Source organism: Streptomyces coerulescens, from assembly GCF_042657965.1.
Lineage (GTDB): Bacteria > Actinomycetota > Actinomycetes > Streptomycetales > Streptomycetaceae > Streptomyces > Streptomyces coerulescens.
On the sequence record NZ_JBHSKM010000019.1, the window covers coordinates 815,513 to 828,694 of the forward strand.

12 protein-coding genes are annotated in these 13,182 nt (G+C 69.7%); 4 read left to right on the forward strand and 8 right to left on the reverse strand.

All coding sequences use genetic code 11. The features are described from left to right. Positions 1 to 106: 106 nt before the first annotated feature. The 3 genes from ACFPQ9_RS26885 to clpS form a co-directional block, all read right to left on the reverse strand. Positions 107 to 1,555, reverse strand: coding sequence for an amino acid permease (locus ACFPQ9_RS26885; protein WP_380858319.1), 1,449 nt, complete (start codon positions 1,553 to 1,555; stop codon positions 107 to 109). A 340-nt stretch (positions 1,556 to 1,895) separates the two neighbouring features. Continuing rightward, entirely contained in the window at positions 1,896 to 2,504 is a 609-nt protein-coding gene (locus ACFPQ9_RS26890) for a DUF2017 domain-containing protein (protein ID WP_380858322.1), read from the reverse strand. Between the two features lie 12 nt (positions 2,505 to 2,516). Further along, a complete protein-coding gene (clpS, locus tag ACFPQ9_RS26895; RefSeq protein WP_190074556.1) occupies positions 2,517 to 2,834 on the reverse strand; it encodes an ATP-dependent Clp protease adapter ClpS in 318 nt (105 codons plus the stop codon). Between the two features lie 92 nt (positions 2,835 to 2,926). On the opposite strand from clpS, the gene ACFPQ9_RS26900 reads away from it, so the two are divergent. Next, a complete protein-coding gene (locus tag ACFPQ9_RS26900; protein WP_380858325.1) occupies positions 2,927 to 4,285 on the forward strand; it encodes a nicotinate phosphoribosyltransferase in 1,359 nt (452 codons plus the stop codon). A 138-nt stretch (positions 4,286 to 4,423) separates the two neighbouring features. Further along, positions 4,424 to 5,014 (forward strand): isochorismatase family protein, encoded by a 591-nt coding sequence (locus ACFPQ9_RS26905; protein ID WP_380858328.1) that lies wholly within the window; start codon positions 4,424 to 4,426, stop codon positions 5,012 to 5,014. A gap of 81 nt (positions 5,015 to 5,095) precedes the next feature. On the opposite strand, the gene ACFPQ9_RS26910 is transcribed toward ACFPQ9_RS26905, so the two are convergent. Further along, a complete protein-coding gene (locus tag ACFPQ9_RS26910) occupies positions 5,096 to 5,440 on the reverse strand; it encodes a hypothetical protein (protein ID WP_380858331.1) in 345 nt (114 codons plus the stop codon). Positions 5,441 to 5,561: 121 nt separating this feature from the next. Beyond that, complete coding sequence (locus ACFPQ9_RS26915; protein WP_380858334.1) at positions 5,562 to 7,910, reverse strand: immune inhibitor A domain-containing protein; 2,349 nt, start codon at positions 7,908 to 7,910, stop codon at positions 5,562 to 5,564. 394 nt (positions 7,911 to 8,304) lie between these two features. Between ACFPQ9_RS26915 and ACFPQ9_RS26920 the strand changes: the two genes are divergently transcribed. Then, positions 8,305 to 8,556, forward strand: coding sequence for a hypothetical protein (locus tag ACFPQ9_RS26920; protein ID WP_380858337.1), 252 nt, complete (start codon positions 8,305 to 8,307; stop codon positions 8,554 to 8,556). Positions 8,557 to 8,562: 6 nt separating this feature from the next. Here the strand turns inward: ACFPQ9_RS26920 and ACFPQ9_RS26925 are convergent, their stop codons facing one another. Beyond that, positions 8,563 to 9,225, reverse strand: a complete 663-nt coding sequence (locus tag ACFPQ9_RS26925; RefSeq protein WP_380858340.1) for an RDD family protein — start codon at positions 9,223 to 9,225, stop codon at positions 8,563 to 8,565. A gap of 90 nt (positions 9,226 to 9,315) precedes the next feature. After that, positions 9,316 to 10,851, reverse strand: coding sequence for an RDD family protein (locus ACFPQ9_RS26930; RefSeq protein WP_380858343.1), 1,536 nt, complete (start codon positions 10,849 to 10,851; stop codon positions 9,316 to 9,318). Between the two features lie 469 nt (positions 10,852 to 11,320). Here ACFPQ9_RS26930 and ACFPQ9_RS26935 point away from each other — a divergent pair, with 469 nt between their 5' ends. Then, a complete protein-coding gene (locus ACFPQ9_RS26935) occupies positions 11,321 to 11,734 on the forward strand; it encodes an SsgA family sporulation/cell division regulator (protein WP_380858346.1) in 414 nt (137 codons plus the stop codon). A gap of 11 nt (positions 11,735 to 11,745) precedes the next feature. Here the strand turns inward: ACFPQ9_RS26935 and ACFPQ9_RS26940 are convergent, their stop codons facing one another. Continuing rightward, the gene (locus ACFPQ9_RS26940; protein WP_380858354.1) at positions 11,746 to 13,152 is read right to left on the reverse strand and encodes an FAD-binding oxidoreductase; all 1,407 of its coding nucleotides are present in this window, start codon (positions 13,150 to 13,152) and stop codon (positions 11,746 to 11,748) included. Positions 13,153 to 13,182: the final 30 nt, after the last annotated feature.

A 13,182-nucleotide genomic window follows, 5' to 3' on the forward strand; every position in this document is an offset into this window, starting at 1 on the left:
CAGCCCGTCCAAGGGGCGCGGGGAACTGCGCGACCGGCCACGACGGACCCGCAGACGATCGACGGCCCGGCCCGGCAGACGCCCCACGGCCCTATCAGCGAAGCGCCTAGCCGACCTTCTCGAACTCCGGCTCGCCGCCGCGGTCGCCGCCCCGCTCGCCGAGCTGCGGGTTGCGGCGCTTGAGGGCCGCCCAGCCGATGCCCAGGGCCACGGCCCAGCCGGCCGCGACGTACAGGCAGATCCGCGCGTCCTTGTCGTACGCGATCATGAACGTCACGCCGATGAGGAAGAGAAGCGCGACCCAGCTGAACAGGGCCCCGCCGGGAGCGGGGAAGGACGAGGCGCGCAGCCGGCCCGCGTCGACCGCGGCCCGGTAGCGGATGTGGCTGACGAGGATCATCATCCACGTCCAGATGCCGGCCGCGGTGGCGACGGAGGTGACGTAGAGGAACGCCTTCTCCGGGACGACGTAGTTCAGGACTACGCCGATGCCCATGAGCGCCACGGAGACCGTGATGCCGACGGCGGGCGTCTTGCGGGAGTTGAGCTTGCCGAACGCCTGCGGGGCCTCGCTGTTGGCGGCCAGGTCGCGCAGCATGCGGCCGGTCGAGTACATGCCCGAGTTGCAGGAGGAAAGGGCCGCGGTGAGCACCACGAAGTTGACGATGCCCGCGGCGAGCGGGATGCCGATCTTGCCGAAGGCGTGGACGAAGGGGCTCTCGCCCGCGGAGAACTCGGTCCACTTCACGACGGACAGGATGACCAGCAGGGCACCGACGTAGAAGACGATGATGCGCCAGGGCAGCGTGTTGATGGCCTTGGGCAGGGTCTTCTCGGGGTTCTCGGACTCGCCCGCGGTGACGCCGACGAGCTCGACGGCGAGGTAGGCGAACATGACGCCCTGGAGCGTCATCAGGCTGGAGCCGATGCCGTTCGGGAAGAAGCCGTTGTGCGACCAGAGGTTGGAGACGGTGGCGGTGTCACCGGCGTCGGAGAAGCCGAGGGTGAGCACGCCGAGGCCGATGACGATCATGCCGATGATGGCCGTGACCTTGATCATCGAGAACCAGAACTCGACCTCGCCGAAGATCTTGACGGAGATCAGGTTCACGCCGAAGAGCACCACCAGGAACACCAGGGCGCTGACCCACTGGGGGATCTCGGGGAACCAGAAGTGGATGTAGATCGCGGCGGCCGTGAGCTCGGCCATGCCGGTGACCACCCACATGAGCCAGTACGTCCAGCCCGTGACGAACCCGAAGAAGGGGCCGAGGAATTCGCGGGCGTACTCGGCGAAGGAGCCGGAGACGGGCCGGTACAGGAGCAGCTCGCCCAGGGCCCGCATGATGAAGAAGATGACGACGCCCGCGAGGGCGTACATGAGGATGATGCTGGGGCCGGCCTTCGCGATGTTCGCTCCGGCACCCATGAAGAGGCCGACGCCGATGGCGCCGCCGATCGCGATCATCTGGACCTGACGGCTGCCGAGACCCCGCTCGTACCCCTCTTCCGGGGTACCCGTGGCCTTCTCGTCAGTGACCTTCGAAGAGGTCATGTGTTGTGCGCCTTTCTCCATGCCGACCCGGACCTTCGTCGGCCCCGGATCGGGTCTCGATCCCCCCGGATTGCTGGAGCTGTGCCCGACCGACGATCCGTCGGCCCTGTGGCGCACCCGGCCGAACATTCGGGTGGTGCTCGGCGGGCGTCGTGAAGATTTATCACGGTCGTAACCGTGATCGGGGGCCGTTCATGTGGCGCATCACACAGGAAGAAGCGGACAAAAGACACTGCCGCCCCCCATAGCGGGTGGCGGCAGTGATGCGATCGTTATCCGGATTTGAGCGTCCGCTGAGCGAACACAAAATCGTCACATCTCAGCGCAAGAAGGTCGCGAACTACGGCATGAGCGTGGCGACCAGCGTCTCCTGGAGCCCTCCGAGCCACAGATACGCCATCACCATCGGCTTGCGCTCGTCCTCGTCCGGGAGCCGGTAGAGCAGATCGGTGTCGTCCTCGTCGGCGATCTCCAGCCGGGAGCCGATGGCCAGCCGCAGGTCGTTCAGCGCGCCGAGCCACTGCTGGGACTCCTCGACGGAGAGCTTGAGCACCGCGCCGCCCTCACCGGCGGCGGACGTGCTCAGCGCGTCCAGGGAGCGGACCACCGCGAGCGCGTTGTCCCGCTTGCCCGACCGCAGGTCGTTCTCGGTGTAGCGGCGGAACTCCGCGGAGTACGCCCGCTGCTCCTCGGCCTCCTTGGCCTGCGGGGTGCCTTCGGGGTCGCCGTAGGCGTCCGGGAACAGGCGTCTGAGGACCGGGTCGGCCGGCGGCTCGCTCGGCCCCTCGGCGAACAGCTCGGCGAGCGGGTCGTCGGGGGTGTCCTCGGCGGGGCCGGGGCCGATCAGCTCCAGGAGCTGCACGGCCAGCGAACGGATGATGGAGATCTCGACGTCGTCGAGGGCGACGGCCGCGCCGCCGCCGGGGAGCGGTTCGAAGGTTCCTGGCATGAAGACGATTCGCTACTTCCGGTCCTGCTGCAGGGTGGCCCACAGACCGTAGCCGTGCATCGCCTGCACATCGCGTTCCATCTCCTCGCGACTACCGCTGGAGACGACCGCCCGGCCTTTGTGGTGGACATCGAGCATGAGCTTGGTCGCCTTGTCCTTCGTGTACCCGAAGTACGACTGGAAGACGTAGGTCACATAGCTCATGAGGTTGACCGGGTCGTTGTGCACGATCGTGACCCAGGGGACGTCCGGCTCGGGTACGGCGAAGGTCTCCTCCGCCGATTCGGTGCGTTCGATCTCTACGGGAGCGGGTGACGTCACAGTGCCCATGCTGCCACCGGAGGGGGGTGGTCGCACAAATCCCCGGCGAACGCGGGGTACCAAATCGTCAGACTGACGAAATGGGGGTACCATCGGTTGCCATGAACACAGCGGACCTTGGGCTGCCGGTGGACGTTCCCTCGACGGCGCTCTTCACGGACCAGTACGAGCTGACGATGTTGCAGGCCGCGCTGAAGGCGGGCACCGCCGAGCGGCGGAGCGTGTTCGAGGTCTTCACCCGGCGGCTGCCCGACGGGCGGCGCTACGGCGTCGTGGCCGGCACCGGCCGGGTCCTGGACGCCGTCGAGAACTTCCGCTTCGACCCGGACGTCCTCGGCTTCCTGCGCGAACGGAAGATCGTCGACGAGCAGACCCTCACCTGGCTCGCGGACTACCGGTTCTCCGGTGACATCTGGGGCTACCCCGAGGGCGAGGTCTACTTCCCCGGCTCGCCGATCATGCGAGTGGAGGGCACCTTCGCCGAGTGCGTGCTGCTGGAGACGGTGATCCTCTCCATCCTCAACCACGACTCGGCGATCGCCGCGGCCGCCTCCCGTATGTCGTCGGCGGCCGGCGACCGCCCGCTCGTCGAGATGGGTGCCCGCCGCACCCACGAGCTGGCCGCCGTGGCGGCCTCCCGCGCCGCGTACGTCGGCGGCTTCGCCTCCACCTCCGACCTGGCCGCCGGCTTCCGCTACGGCATCCCCACGGTCGGCACCAGCGCCCACGCCTTCACCCTGCTGCACGACCGCGAGCGGGACGCCTTCCAGGCCCAGGTGCACTCCATGGGCCGCGGCACCACGCTGCTCGTGGACACCTACGACGTCGCCGAGGCGGTCCGTACGGCGGTGGAGGTCGCCGGGCCCGAGCTGGGCGCCGTCCGCATCGACTCCGGCGACCTGCTGCTGGTCGCGCACCGGGTCCGCCAGCAGCTCGACGAGCTGGGCGCGACCGGCACCCGGATCATCGTGACCTCCGACCTGGACGAGTACGCCATCGCCTCGCTGGCGGCGGCGCCGGTGGACGCGTACGGCGTCGGCACCCAGCTGGTGACCGGCTCCGGCCATCCGACCTGCTCGATGGTCTACAAGCTGGTCGCCCGCGCCGAGTCCACCGCGGCAGGGGCGCCGCTGGTGCCGGTCGCGAAGAAGTCGACCGGCGGCAAGACCTCCATCGGGGGCCGCAAGTGGGCCGCGCGGCGGCTGGACGAGTACGGGGTCGCGGAGGCCGAGGTCATCGGCACGGAAGCGGTGCCGGCCGAGCTAGCCGACCGGCAGCTGCTGGTCGAGCTGGTCAAGGGCGGGACGGTGGTGGCACGGGAGCCGCTGGACGCCGTACGGGACCGGCACGCGGCCGCGCGGGCGAACCTGCCGCTGTCCGCCACACAGCTCTCGCGCGGGGAACCTGTCATTCCTACCGAGTATGTCAACGGGCGCACGGGGAGCCCCGCGGGGGCGTGAAGCGAGCGCGCCCGGCGTGCTCACCCCATGCCCCCTCCCGCACCGCACCCGAAGTCTCTAGGCTCGGAAGTTCACCGGCCGGGCCGGCACCGATCTCAGCGTCCCGACCCAAGGGTCCATAACCGAAGGACACCGACCATGCGCCGCGCCTTGATCGTCGTAGACGTGCAGAACGACTTCTGCGAGGGAGGCAGCCTCGCCGTGGCCGGCGGTGCCGACGTGGCCGCCGCCGTCACCGAGCTGATCGGGCAGGCGGCCGGGTCCGGCTACCAGCATGTCGTGGCCACCCGCGACCACCACATCGCGCCCGGCGGCCACTTCTCCGCCCACCCCGACTTCCGGCACTCCTGGCCGGCGCACTGCGTCGCGGGCACGGAGGGGGTCGGGTTCCACCCGAACTTCGCCCCCGCGGTCGCCTCGGGCGCGATCGACGCCGTCTTCGACAAGGGGGCGTACGCGGCGGCGTACAGCGGGTTCGAGGGGGCCGACGAGAACGGCGTGAAGCTGGCCGACTGGCTGCGGGCCCGGGAGGTCTCGGAGGTGGACGTGGTGGGGATCGCCACGGATCACTGCGTGCGCGCCACCGCTTTGGATGCCGCGCGCGAGGGGTTCCGTACGCAGGTTCTGCTGGACCTGACCGCGGGGGTGGACGAGGAGACGACCGAGCGGGCGCTGGAGGAGATGCGCGAGGCGGGCGTCGAGCTGTCCGGGAAGCCGGTGGTGGCGTAGCCGCTCGGTCCGGGGTGCCGCGATCGGTCGTCGGGAGTCTGCGCGGGTCCGTCGTGGCTGGTCGCGCAGTTCCCCGCGCCCCTAGGGGGTTGCAGCTGGGCGTCTCAGGAGTGCGCGGATCGGGTGCCACAGCTCCTGCATCAGTTCCGGGGGCGCGGCGACACCGTTGTCGGGGGCCGTTCGCCATATCAGGCCGTCGGGGTGGTGCAGGACGGCGGTGATCTCGTCCGGGGTCGGTGGGGCGGCGTTGCCCCGCAGGTAGACGGCGCGCATGCCCAGATTGCGGAGCCTGGTCAGGGCTCGGGCGCGGTTCTGGGCATGGACGAGGACACGGACGCAGCCCGTGCCGTCGGCGGTGGGTCTGGGCAGGTTCAGCGCCACCACCACGCTGCCGGTCGGCAGCTTGCAGAAACCTCCTGCGGCCATGCGGTCACACCCCCGTGCGCGTCGGTGTCAATAAGGGAAGCACAGGGTGCACCTAAACACGACCGGCGGCAACCCGCCAAGGGGCTGCCGCCGATCATGCTCTGACCTGCGAAGACAGTGATTACTTCGCCGCGGGGCCTACCTCGAGCTCGATCGTGGAGCCGTTCTTGGCCTCCTTGGTGATCTTGATCTTGGTGTTGGTGTCAGTGATCTTGACACCGGCCGTCGGGGTCTGCGGGTCGTAGTACGTGTGGGTGCGGTCGTTGAAGACCGACACCCCCGCGCTCGACAGGATGCGGGTGCGGACGTCGGCGTTGTGCAGCGTGATGCCGTCCGTGCGGAACTTGCTGAACGGCGAGTCGAAGGCCTGGATGCGGTTGCGCATCACCGTGCCGTCGGACCACTTCAGCGCCGCCGGGTGCGAGTCGATCGGCAGGACCAGACCGGTGCCGGGGTGGGCGCTGGTGTTGTTGTCCGCCTGGGAGGTGTCCCACTTCCAGATCAACAGGCCGTTCTGGTACGCGTAGTGCTCCACCCAGTCCGGACGGGTGGTCGAGAAACCGAAGTTGTACGGGCCGGTCTTGAGGACCTTGTCGTAGGAGACGTACTGACGGTTCTCGGCGATGTAGTACTGCGCGTAGTCGTCCGTGATGGACGCGCCGATGCGGGAGAAGCCCTTGGTCTTCCAAGCGGCGTCCGCGGCCTCGGCGTTGTCGGAGAACACCGCCGTGCCGTCGGCGGTCACGGTGATCTGGTCGGCCGCGAAGCCCTTCTGGGCCACGCCGCCGTCGGTCTGGTAGCGGAAGCGCAGGTCGATCTTCTTGCCGGCGTAGGCGTCCAGCGGGAAGACCAGCTTCTTGTACGCGTCGACCGTGCCGGTGAGCGCCGGCTTGCCGCTGGCGTCCTTCGGGATGGCCGCGCCGTCGACGGTGCCGTCCACGGCGGTCCAGTTGGCGCCGCCGTCGGTCGAGACCTCGGTGTAGAGGTAGTCGTACTCGGCCTCGATGTCGTACCAGCCGTCCAGCGTCAGCGAGGCGGAGGTCTTGCCCGTGAGGTCCACGGAACGGGTCAGGGTGTTGGCGAGATTGTCACCGCTGCCGCTCCACCACTGGTTCGCGCCCTGCGCCGGCGCCACGATCTCGGTGGTGACCCGCTTCTTGGGCAGCTCGACCACGAGACCCTGCTTGTGCTTGGTGTTGTACTCGGCGACACCCAGCTTGTGCCACGAGCTCGTGCCGGCCTTGGCGGTGTCGTACTTGAGCCAGCCCAGCTGGAGCTTGTCCCAGGCGGTCATGTCGCCCGGCAGGTCACCGATCTCGTTCTTGCCGGTGCCGAGCCAGGAACCAGAGGACATCAGAGTCCAGAAACCGGTGGAGTTGTCGCCGTTGCCGGTGGTGTCGTAGTGGTCCGGCAGACCGAGGTCGTGGCCGTACTCGTGGGCGTACACGCCCAGGCCGCCGTTCTCGGGCTGGACGGTGTAGTCGCCGACCCAGGTGCCGGTGGAGCCGATCTGCGCGCCGCCCAGCTTGTTGCCGGCCGGGCCGGTGGCGCCGGCGTCGGTGCCGAAGGCGTACCAGCGGTGGGCCCAGATCGCGTCCTCGCCCTGGGCGCCGCCGCCCGCGGACTCGTCCTCACCGGCGTGCACGATCTGGAAGTGGTCGATGTAGCCGTCGGCCTCGTTGAAGTCGCCGTCACCGTCGAAGTCGTAGCGGTCCCACTGGTCGAACTTCGCGACGTCCGCCTTGATGTCGGCGTCGGACTTGCCGGCCGCCTTCTGCTGGTCGACCCACGCGTTCAGACCGTCGCTGACGACGTTCCACACGCTGGAGCAGTTGGTCTGGCCGCAGGCGTTGTTGCCGTACCGGGCCTCGTTGTACGGGACCTTGACCCAGTCGGTGACCTCGCCGTCGACCGAGTAGCGGCCCGAGGACTGCTTCTCGTAGTACTTCTTCAGCGACTCGGTCTTCTTGCCGGTGCCGAAGTAGAGGTCCTCGAAGTGCTTCTTGTTGTAGTCCGCCTGCCAGGCGGTCGAGTTGTCCTTCTTGCGGTCGGGCTCGGCTATCTGGTTGTGCGCCGGGCCGGGGGTGCCGCCGAACTCGCTGAGCTTGTCGCCGAACTCGACCAGGATCGTGAAGATCTTGTCGGTCTTCTCGCGGCCCAGTTCGACGTACTTGCTGTCGCCCTTCTTGCTCTTGAGCTGGACGACCTGCGAGCCCTCGCGCTTCTTCACCTGGGCATCGCCGGATATGACCTGCTTCAGGGCTTCCTCGCGCTGGGCCTCCTGAGTCTTGCTCATCGGGCCTTCGAGGTTGTGCTCGGCGTGGGTGTTGTCCGCCGGATCGTGCCGCTCGACGGAGGCCGGAGCGCCGTCGTCGGCCTGCGCCACCGCGTAGGTCGAGAAGGTCGCCGCCGCCGTCGCGAGCGCGACGGCGGTCGCCGCCGTTCTGAACGTCCAGGGTCTACTGGTCACTTGAGATCCTCCCCCGCGCCGGGCGCGCGGAAGGAGGGTCCTGGTCATGGAGGATCCGCGCGCGTGATCAACGCGTGTAGTCAAGTGACGACATTTGACTAGAGGTTAAGCAGAAAAAACAGACCTTGACTTGAACAGGTCAATTGCATTATGCGGAGTTGATGTTCGTTTAGCGAACAACGATCTTTTACGAACGGGCGCGCGGCACTGTCCACTTGCTGGACGCCATGACTCCGTGCGCCCCCCGTGCACCGGCACTGTTGGTTAGGTCACGCTTACGGTTTGTTCCACTCGGGCATGCACGCGGTTAGAGTCGGATGGCGGAACGCCCGGACGTCGGCGGAAAGCCAGGCCGAGACCCCCGTGCACCCCTGATTCCGAGGACACGATGATCATGCCTCGTCCGACTGCCGCACAGCTCTCCTACGGCTCGTGCACCGTGATCTTCTCCACGCTCGCCATGCTGCTGCTGTCACAGACCAGTTCGGGTGTGGGGATCGCGGTCATCGCCGTAGCGGCACTCATGCTCGGCCTCCTGGTCGCCATGACGGTGCCGATCCCCAAGAGGACCCGCGTGGTGGCGGTGCGCAAGCCCGCCGACGCGGACCACGAGAAGGTGGAGGAGCCCGCGCTCTCCCAGTCCTGACATCCGTCAGCTGCCGGTGCTCACCACCACCGTCTTCGCCGCCTTGTCGTGCAGACCCTGCTTGTAGGGCCGGTCGAAGTAGCTCCAACCGCCGCAGATCGCCGTCCAGATGCAGGCGCAGCAGAACGCGAACGGGATCCACAGGACCGCCGCGCGGATCAGCGAGTTCTGCACGGACGGCGTGGCGCCGTTGTCGAGGTTGGCCACCCGCATCTTGAACAGCCTCTTGCCGAGGGTCTGCCCGTCCCTGACCGTCATGAAGGTGTCGTAGGCGATGTAGAGCACGGCTGCGATCGCCGACTGCCCGAGGGACTTTCCGTACTCCACCTTGTCGGTGTCCACGTCGAGTTCGGTGACACCGAAACCCCAGGTGAGCAGCCAGACGACGACACCCACCAGGATCATGTCGAGGATGCGGGCCAGCGTGCGCCTGCCGCTGTCGGCCAGCGGCGGCATCCCGGCGAGGGGGTCGGCCGGGTAACCGCCGCCGCCGTAAGGATCACCGCCGTAGGGACCGCCGCCGCCCCCGGGAGGAGGCGGGGGCTGGCCGCCGTACGGAGGCTGATCACCGTACGGCGAACCCGAGCCCCCGGGCGGCGGGGGCTGCTTCCTGAACGGGTCGTCTTCCGGGGGCTGCTGCCCCGAGCCGGGAGGCGGTTCGGTGCTCATGGCCCCGAGTCGACCGCGAACCCTGCGGTTCCGCATCCGGCGCGGGGCCGTCCGAGGTACGTAAATCCTCTGGGGCGTACGCCGTACGGGTCAGCCCGCGACGAACGTATGCGCCGCCTTGTCGTGCCAGCACTGGTGCCAGGGCCGGTCGAACACGCACCACAGCACGCCGACGACGCCGATGACGAGCAGGCCGGGGACGCTGTAGACGAGCCAGCGGCGCAGAGCGGCGCCGAACTCCGGCGGCTCGTGCCCCTCGATGTCCCGCACCTCCAGACCGAGCACCTTCTTGCCCAGCGTGCGGCCCCATTTGGCGGTGGGCAGCGCCTCGTAGACCACGCCGAACAGGAGCAGCACGGCCAGGATGACGCCCAGGTACACGGACGTGGTGCCGTCCAGCAGCCAGACGGTGACCGTCTCGCCGGAGAGCTTGGCCGTGTCGATCTTCTCGTTGACGTGGTCCATCGCCTTGGTGCCGAGCGGTACGGCGGCCACCGCGGTGACGGCGGCCAGGACGACCGTGTCCAGCAGCCGGGCGGCCAGCCGCTTGCCGAGGTTGGCGGGGCGGGCGGCGGCCTGGCGCATGGCGGCGGCCTGGAAGGGGTCCAGGGTCGGGGGCTTCCAGGGGGCGACCGGCTGGTCCTCTTCGGCCGGGCCCGCGAGCCGGTGGACCTGCTGCGCCCAGGAGGACTGTCCGCCGCCGGCGCCCGACGCCATGGGTGTGGCGGAGCCGGCGGGCGGCTGCTGCGGGCCACCGGACTGACGGGGGACGCCCGGAGCGGCCTGCTGCGGGCCGGAGAAACCCTCGGGGGCACCGGCGGACGCCTGGGCCGCGGACCCGGCTCCAGCGGGCGCCTGGGCCTGTGGCCGGCCGGTCGAGGCGCGCTCCGCGGCGGCCTTTCCGGCGCCGAAGCCGGGGCCCTGCGGGGCACCGGCCGCGCCGGGGCGCTCTGCGTCCGTACGTGCGGCGCCCGGGACGGCGGACGCGCCCGTGCCTCCGGCCTGCGCCCCGGCCGCCCCGCCCTGCTGCCCCGTGCGCGGGGACACGGCGCGGATCGCCATGGTGCCGTCGACGGGCGCGGGGCCACCGGGGCTCGGGATGCCGGGAGTTGCCTGGCCCGAGGCGCCGGCGACGGGCCTGCGGATCATGAACGTGTCGCCGGAGGCGACGCCGCCGGACTCCGCGTCCGGCTCGGCGGGCGGGATCGAGGCCGTGCCGTCGGTGCGGGCGGCGTGGCCGTCCGGCTGGGCCGCGGTGCGCGGGTCCCTCGGGTCGGGCTCGGGCTGTCCCCAGGAGACCCGGCGGTCCTGGTCGCCGCCGAAGCCGGACTGCTGCGCGGAGTCGGCACCCCACGCGGTGGCCGGCTCGGGACGGCTGCCGTGCTGGGCACCGCCCGGCGCGGGCTCCTCGTCGAAGAAGTGCGGGCCGGTCTCCTCCACCGACGGGGCCGCGGCGGCCTGTCCCGGCGGCGGGGCGAGCGTCTCGCCGTCCGTGGGCGCCGGACGGCTGGTGCCCGGCACCCAGGAGGCACCGTTCCAGTACCGGACATATCCAGGAATGGACGGGTCCGGGTAATACCCTTCGCGGGGCCGGTCGTCACCGGGGGCCGGGGTTGGGGCGCTCATGTCCGTCGTCCGGTATCTGCTCGTGGGTCAAATAGGGGCCTCCACATCTATCAGACGGACGCAACAACCACCGCCGCTCCCGCCGGACCCACCCCTTTCCGGGCAACGAAGCACACGGACTTCACACGAGCGGAAGCCCGGTGCGGTACGCCGACGGCGCGACTCGGGGCCGCAAGTCGCGCGGCGACTGTTCGGGCAACGGCGACCTCGCTCTGTCGGCTGGGGGTCCGGGGGTCATCCCCCGGGAAGACACAGCCGGACGGACGCAACAACCACCGCCGCCCCCGCCCGACCCACCCCTTTCCGGGCAACGAAGCACACGGACTTCACACGAGCGGAAGCCCGGTGCGGGATCGGGGCGGGAAAAAGTTCTGGGAAGTCGCGTAATGATCCGTGCCTCTGCTCGCTCTCCACTCGTACGGGCCCGTCCGCGGGGTCCGTATGTGTCTCGAGAGAGGGGATTCTCGCCATGCATCACACCGTTGTGGAGCGCGAACTGGAGTTGCGGCTCATCCTGTCGCCGGAGCGCAGTGTGCCGGTGCCGGCGCGGCTGAGCTATCGCAGCGACGATCCGTACGCCGTGCACATCACCTTCCACATCAACTCCGAGCAGCCCGTGCACTGGACCTTCTCCCGCGATCTGCTGGTCGAGGGGGTGTTCCGGCCGTGCGGGCACGGGGACGTGCGGGTGTGGCCGACGAAGGCCGAGGGCCGCAGCGTCGTACTGATCGCCCTGAGCTCGCCCGGCGGCGACGCCCTGCTGGAGGCACCCGCGGCACAGGTGTCGGCCTGGCTGGAGCGGACGTTGCGGGTGGTGCCCCCGGGGACCGAGGGTGAGCAGCTGGGGATCGACGACGCGCTCGACCAGCTGCTCGCCCGGTGAGGGACGGCAGGTCAGAAGAGTTTGCCCGGGTTCAGGATGCCCAGCGGGTCGAAGACCTGCTTGATGCCCCGCTGCATCTCGATCCCGACCGGGCCGATCTCCCGCGCCAGCCACTCCTTCTTCAGCACACCCACACCGTGCTCGCCCGTGATCGTGCCGCCGAGTTCCAGCCCGAGGGCCATGATCTCGTCGAACGACTCACGGGCGCGCCGGGACTCTTCGGGGTCGCTCGCGTCGAAGCACACGGTCGGGTGCGTGTTGCCGTCGCCCGCGTGCGCGACGACCCCGATCGTGAGCTGGTGCTTCTCCGCGATCCGGGCGACGCCCACGATCAGGTCGCCGAGCCTGGAGCGGGGTACGCACACGTCGTCGATCATCGTCACACCACGCACCGCCTCCAGCGCGGTCAGGGACAACCGCCGGGCCTGGAGGAGGAGTTCGGACTCGGCCGCGTCGTCCGCCGGGACCACCTGGGTGGCGCCGGCCGCCTCGCACAGCTTGCCGACGGCGGCGAGGTCGGGCACCGGGTCCGGGGTGTCGAAGGCTGCCAGCAGGAGGGCCTCCGTCGTGTCCGGCAGTCCCATCTGCGCCAGGTCGTTGACGGCCTTGACGGTCGTACGGTCCATGATCTCCAGCAGTGACGGCACATGCCCGCCGGCCATGATCTTGCACACCGCGTCGCAGGCGGCGGCCGCGGACGCGAACTCGGCGGCCAGCACGAGCTGCTGCGGCGGCTGCGGCCTGAGCGCCAGGACGGCCCGTACGACGATGCCGAGCGAGCCCTCGGAGCCGACGAAGAGGCGGGTCATGTCGTATCCCGCGACCCCCTTCGCCGTACGGCGGCCGGTGGTCATCAGCCGTCCGTCGGCCAGCACCACGTCAAGACCGAGGACGTACTCCGCCGTCACCCCGTACTTCACACAGCACAGGCCCCCGGAGGCGGTGCCGATGTTGCCGCCGATCGTGCACATCTCCCAGCTGGAGGGGTCCGGCGGGTAGTAAAGCCCGTGTTCGCCCACCGCGCGGGAGAGGGCGGCGTTGATGACGCCGGGTTCGACGACGGCGATGCGGTCGACGGGGTTGATCTCCAGGATGCGGTCCATCTTGGTCAGGGACAGCACGATGCAGCCGTCGGAGGCGTTGGCGCCGCCCGACAGGCCCGTGCGGGCGCCCTGTGGAACGACCGGGACGCGCAGCTCGGTGGCGGTGCGCATCACGTGCTGGACCTCTTCGCCGGTGCGCGGCAGCACCACCACGGCCGGGGCGCCGGCCGGGCAGAAGCTGGCCATGTCGTTGGCGTAGGAGGCCGTGATGTCGGGGTCGGTGAGGACGGCCTCGGGCGGCAGACCCACGAGCAGCCGCTCGGTGAGGTCACCCCGGGCCTGGTCGGGTGCGGCTTCGGTACGGCTCATGATCACAGCGTGACACCCGGGGCCATCGGTGTGAAC

What these genes read in the sequence shown, in the direction of transcription:
- ACFPQ9_RS26885 (WP_380858319.1), bottom strand. Translation starts at nt 1,555, where the DNA reads ATGACCTCTTCGAAGGTCACTGACGAGAAGGCCACGGGTACCCCGGAA.
- ACFPQ9_RS26890 (WP_380858322.1), bottom strand. Translation starts at nt 2,504, where the DNA reads ATGCCAGGAACCTTCGAACCGCTCCCCGGCGGCGGCGCGGCCGTCGCC.
- clpS (WP_190074556.1), bottom strand. Translation starts at nt 2,834, where the DNA reads ATGGGCACTGTGACGTCACCCGCTCCCGTAGAGATCGAACGCACCGAA.
- ACFPQ9_RS26900 (WP_380858325.1), top strand. Translation starts at nt 2,927, where the DNA reads ATGAACACAGCGGACCTTGGGCTGCCGGTGGACGTTCCCTCGACGGCG.
- ACFPQ9_RS26905 (WP_380858328.1), top strand. Translation starts at nt 4,424, where the DNA reads ATGCGCCGCGCCTTGATCGTCGTAGACGTGCAGAACGACTTCTGCGAG.
- ACFPQ9_RS26910 (WP_380858331.1), bottom strand. Translation starts at nt 5,440, where the DNA reads ATGGCCGCAGGAGGTTTCTGCAAGCTGCCGACCGGCAGCGTGGTGGTG.
- ACFPQ9_RS26920 (WP_380858337.1), top strand. Translation starts at nt 8,305, where the DNA reads ATGCCTCGTCCGACTGCCGCACAGCTCTCCTACGGCTCGTGCACCGTG.
- ACFPQ9_RS26925 (WP_380858340.1), bottom strand. Translation starts at nt 9,225, where the DNA reads ATGAGCACCGAACCGCCTCCCGGCTCGGGGCAGCAGCCCCCGGAAGAC.
- ACFPQ9_RS26930 (WP_380858343.1), bottom strand. Translation starts at nt 10,851, where the DNA reads ATGAGCGCCCCAACCCCGGCCCCCGGTGACGACCGGCCCCGCGAAGGG.
- ACFPQ9_RS26935 (WP_380858346.1), top strand. Translation starts at nt 11,321, where the DNA reads ATGCATCACACCGTTGTGGAGCGCGAACTGGAGTTGCGGCTCATCCTG.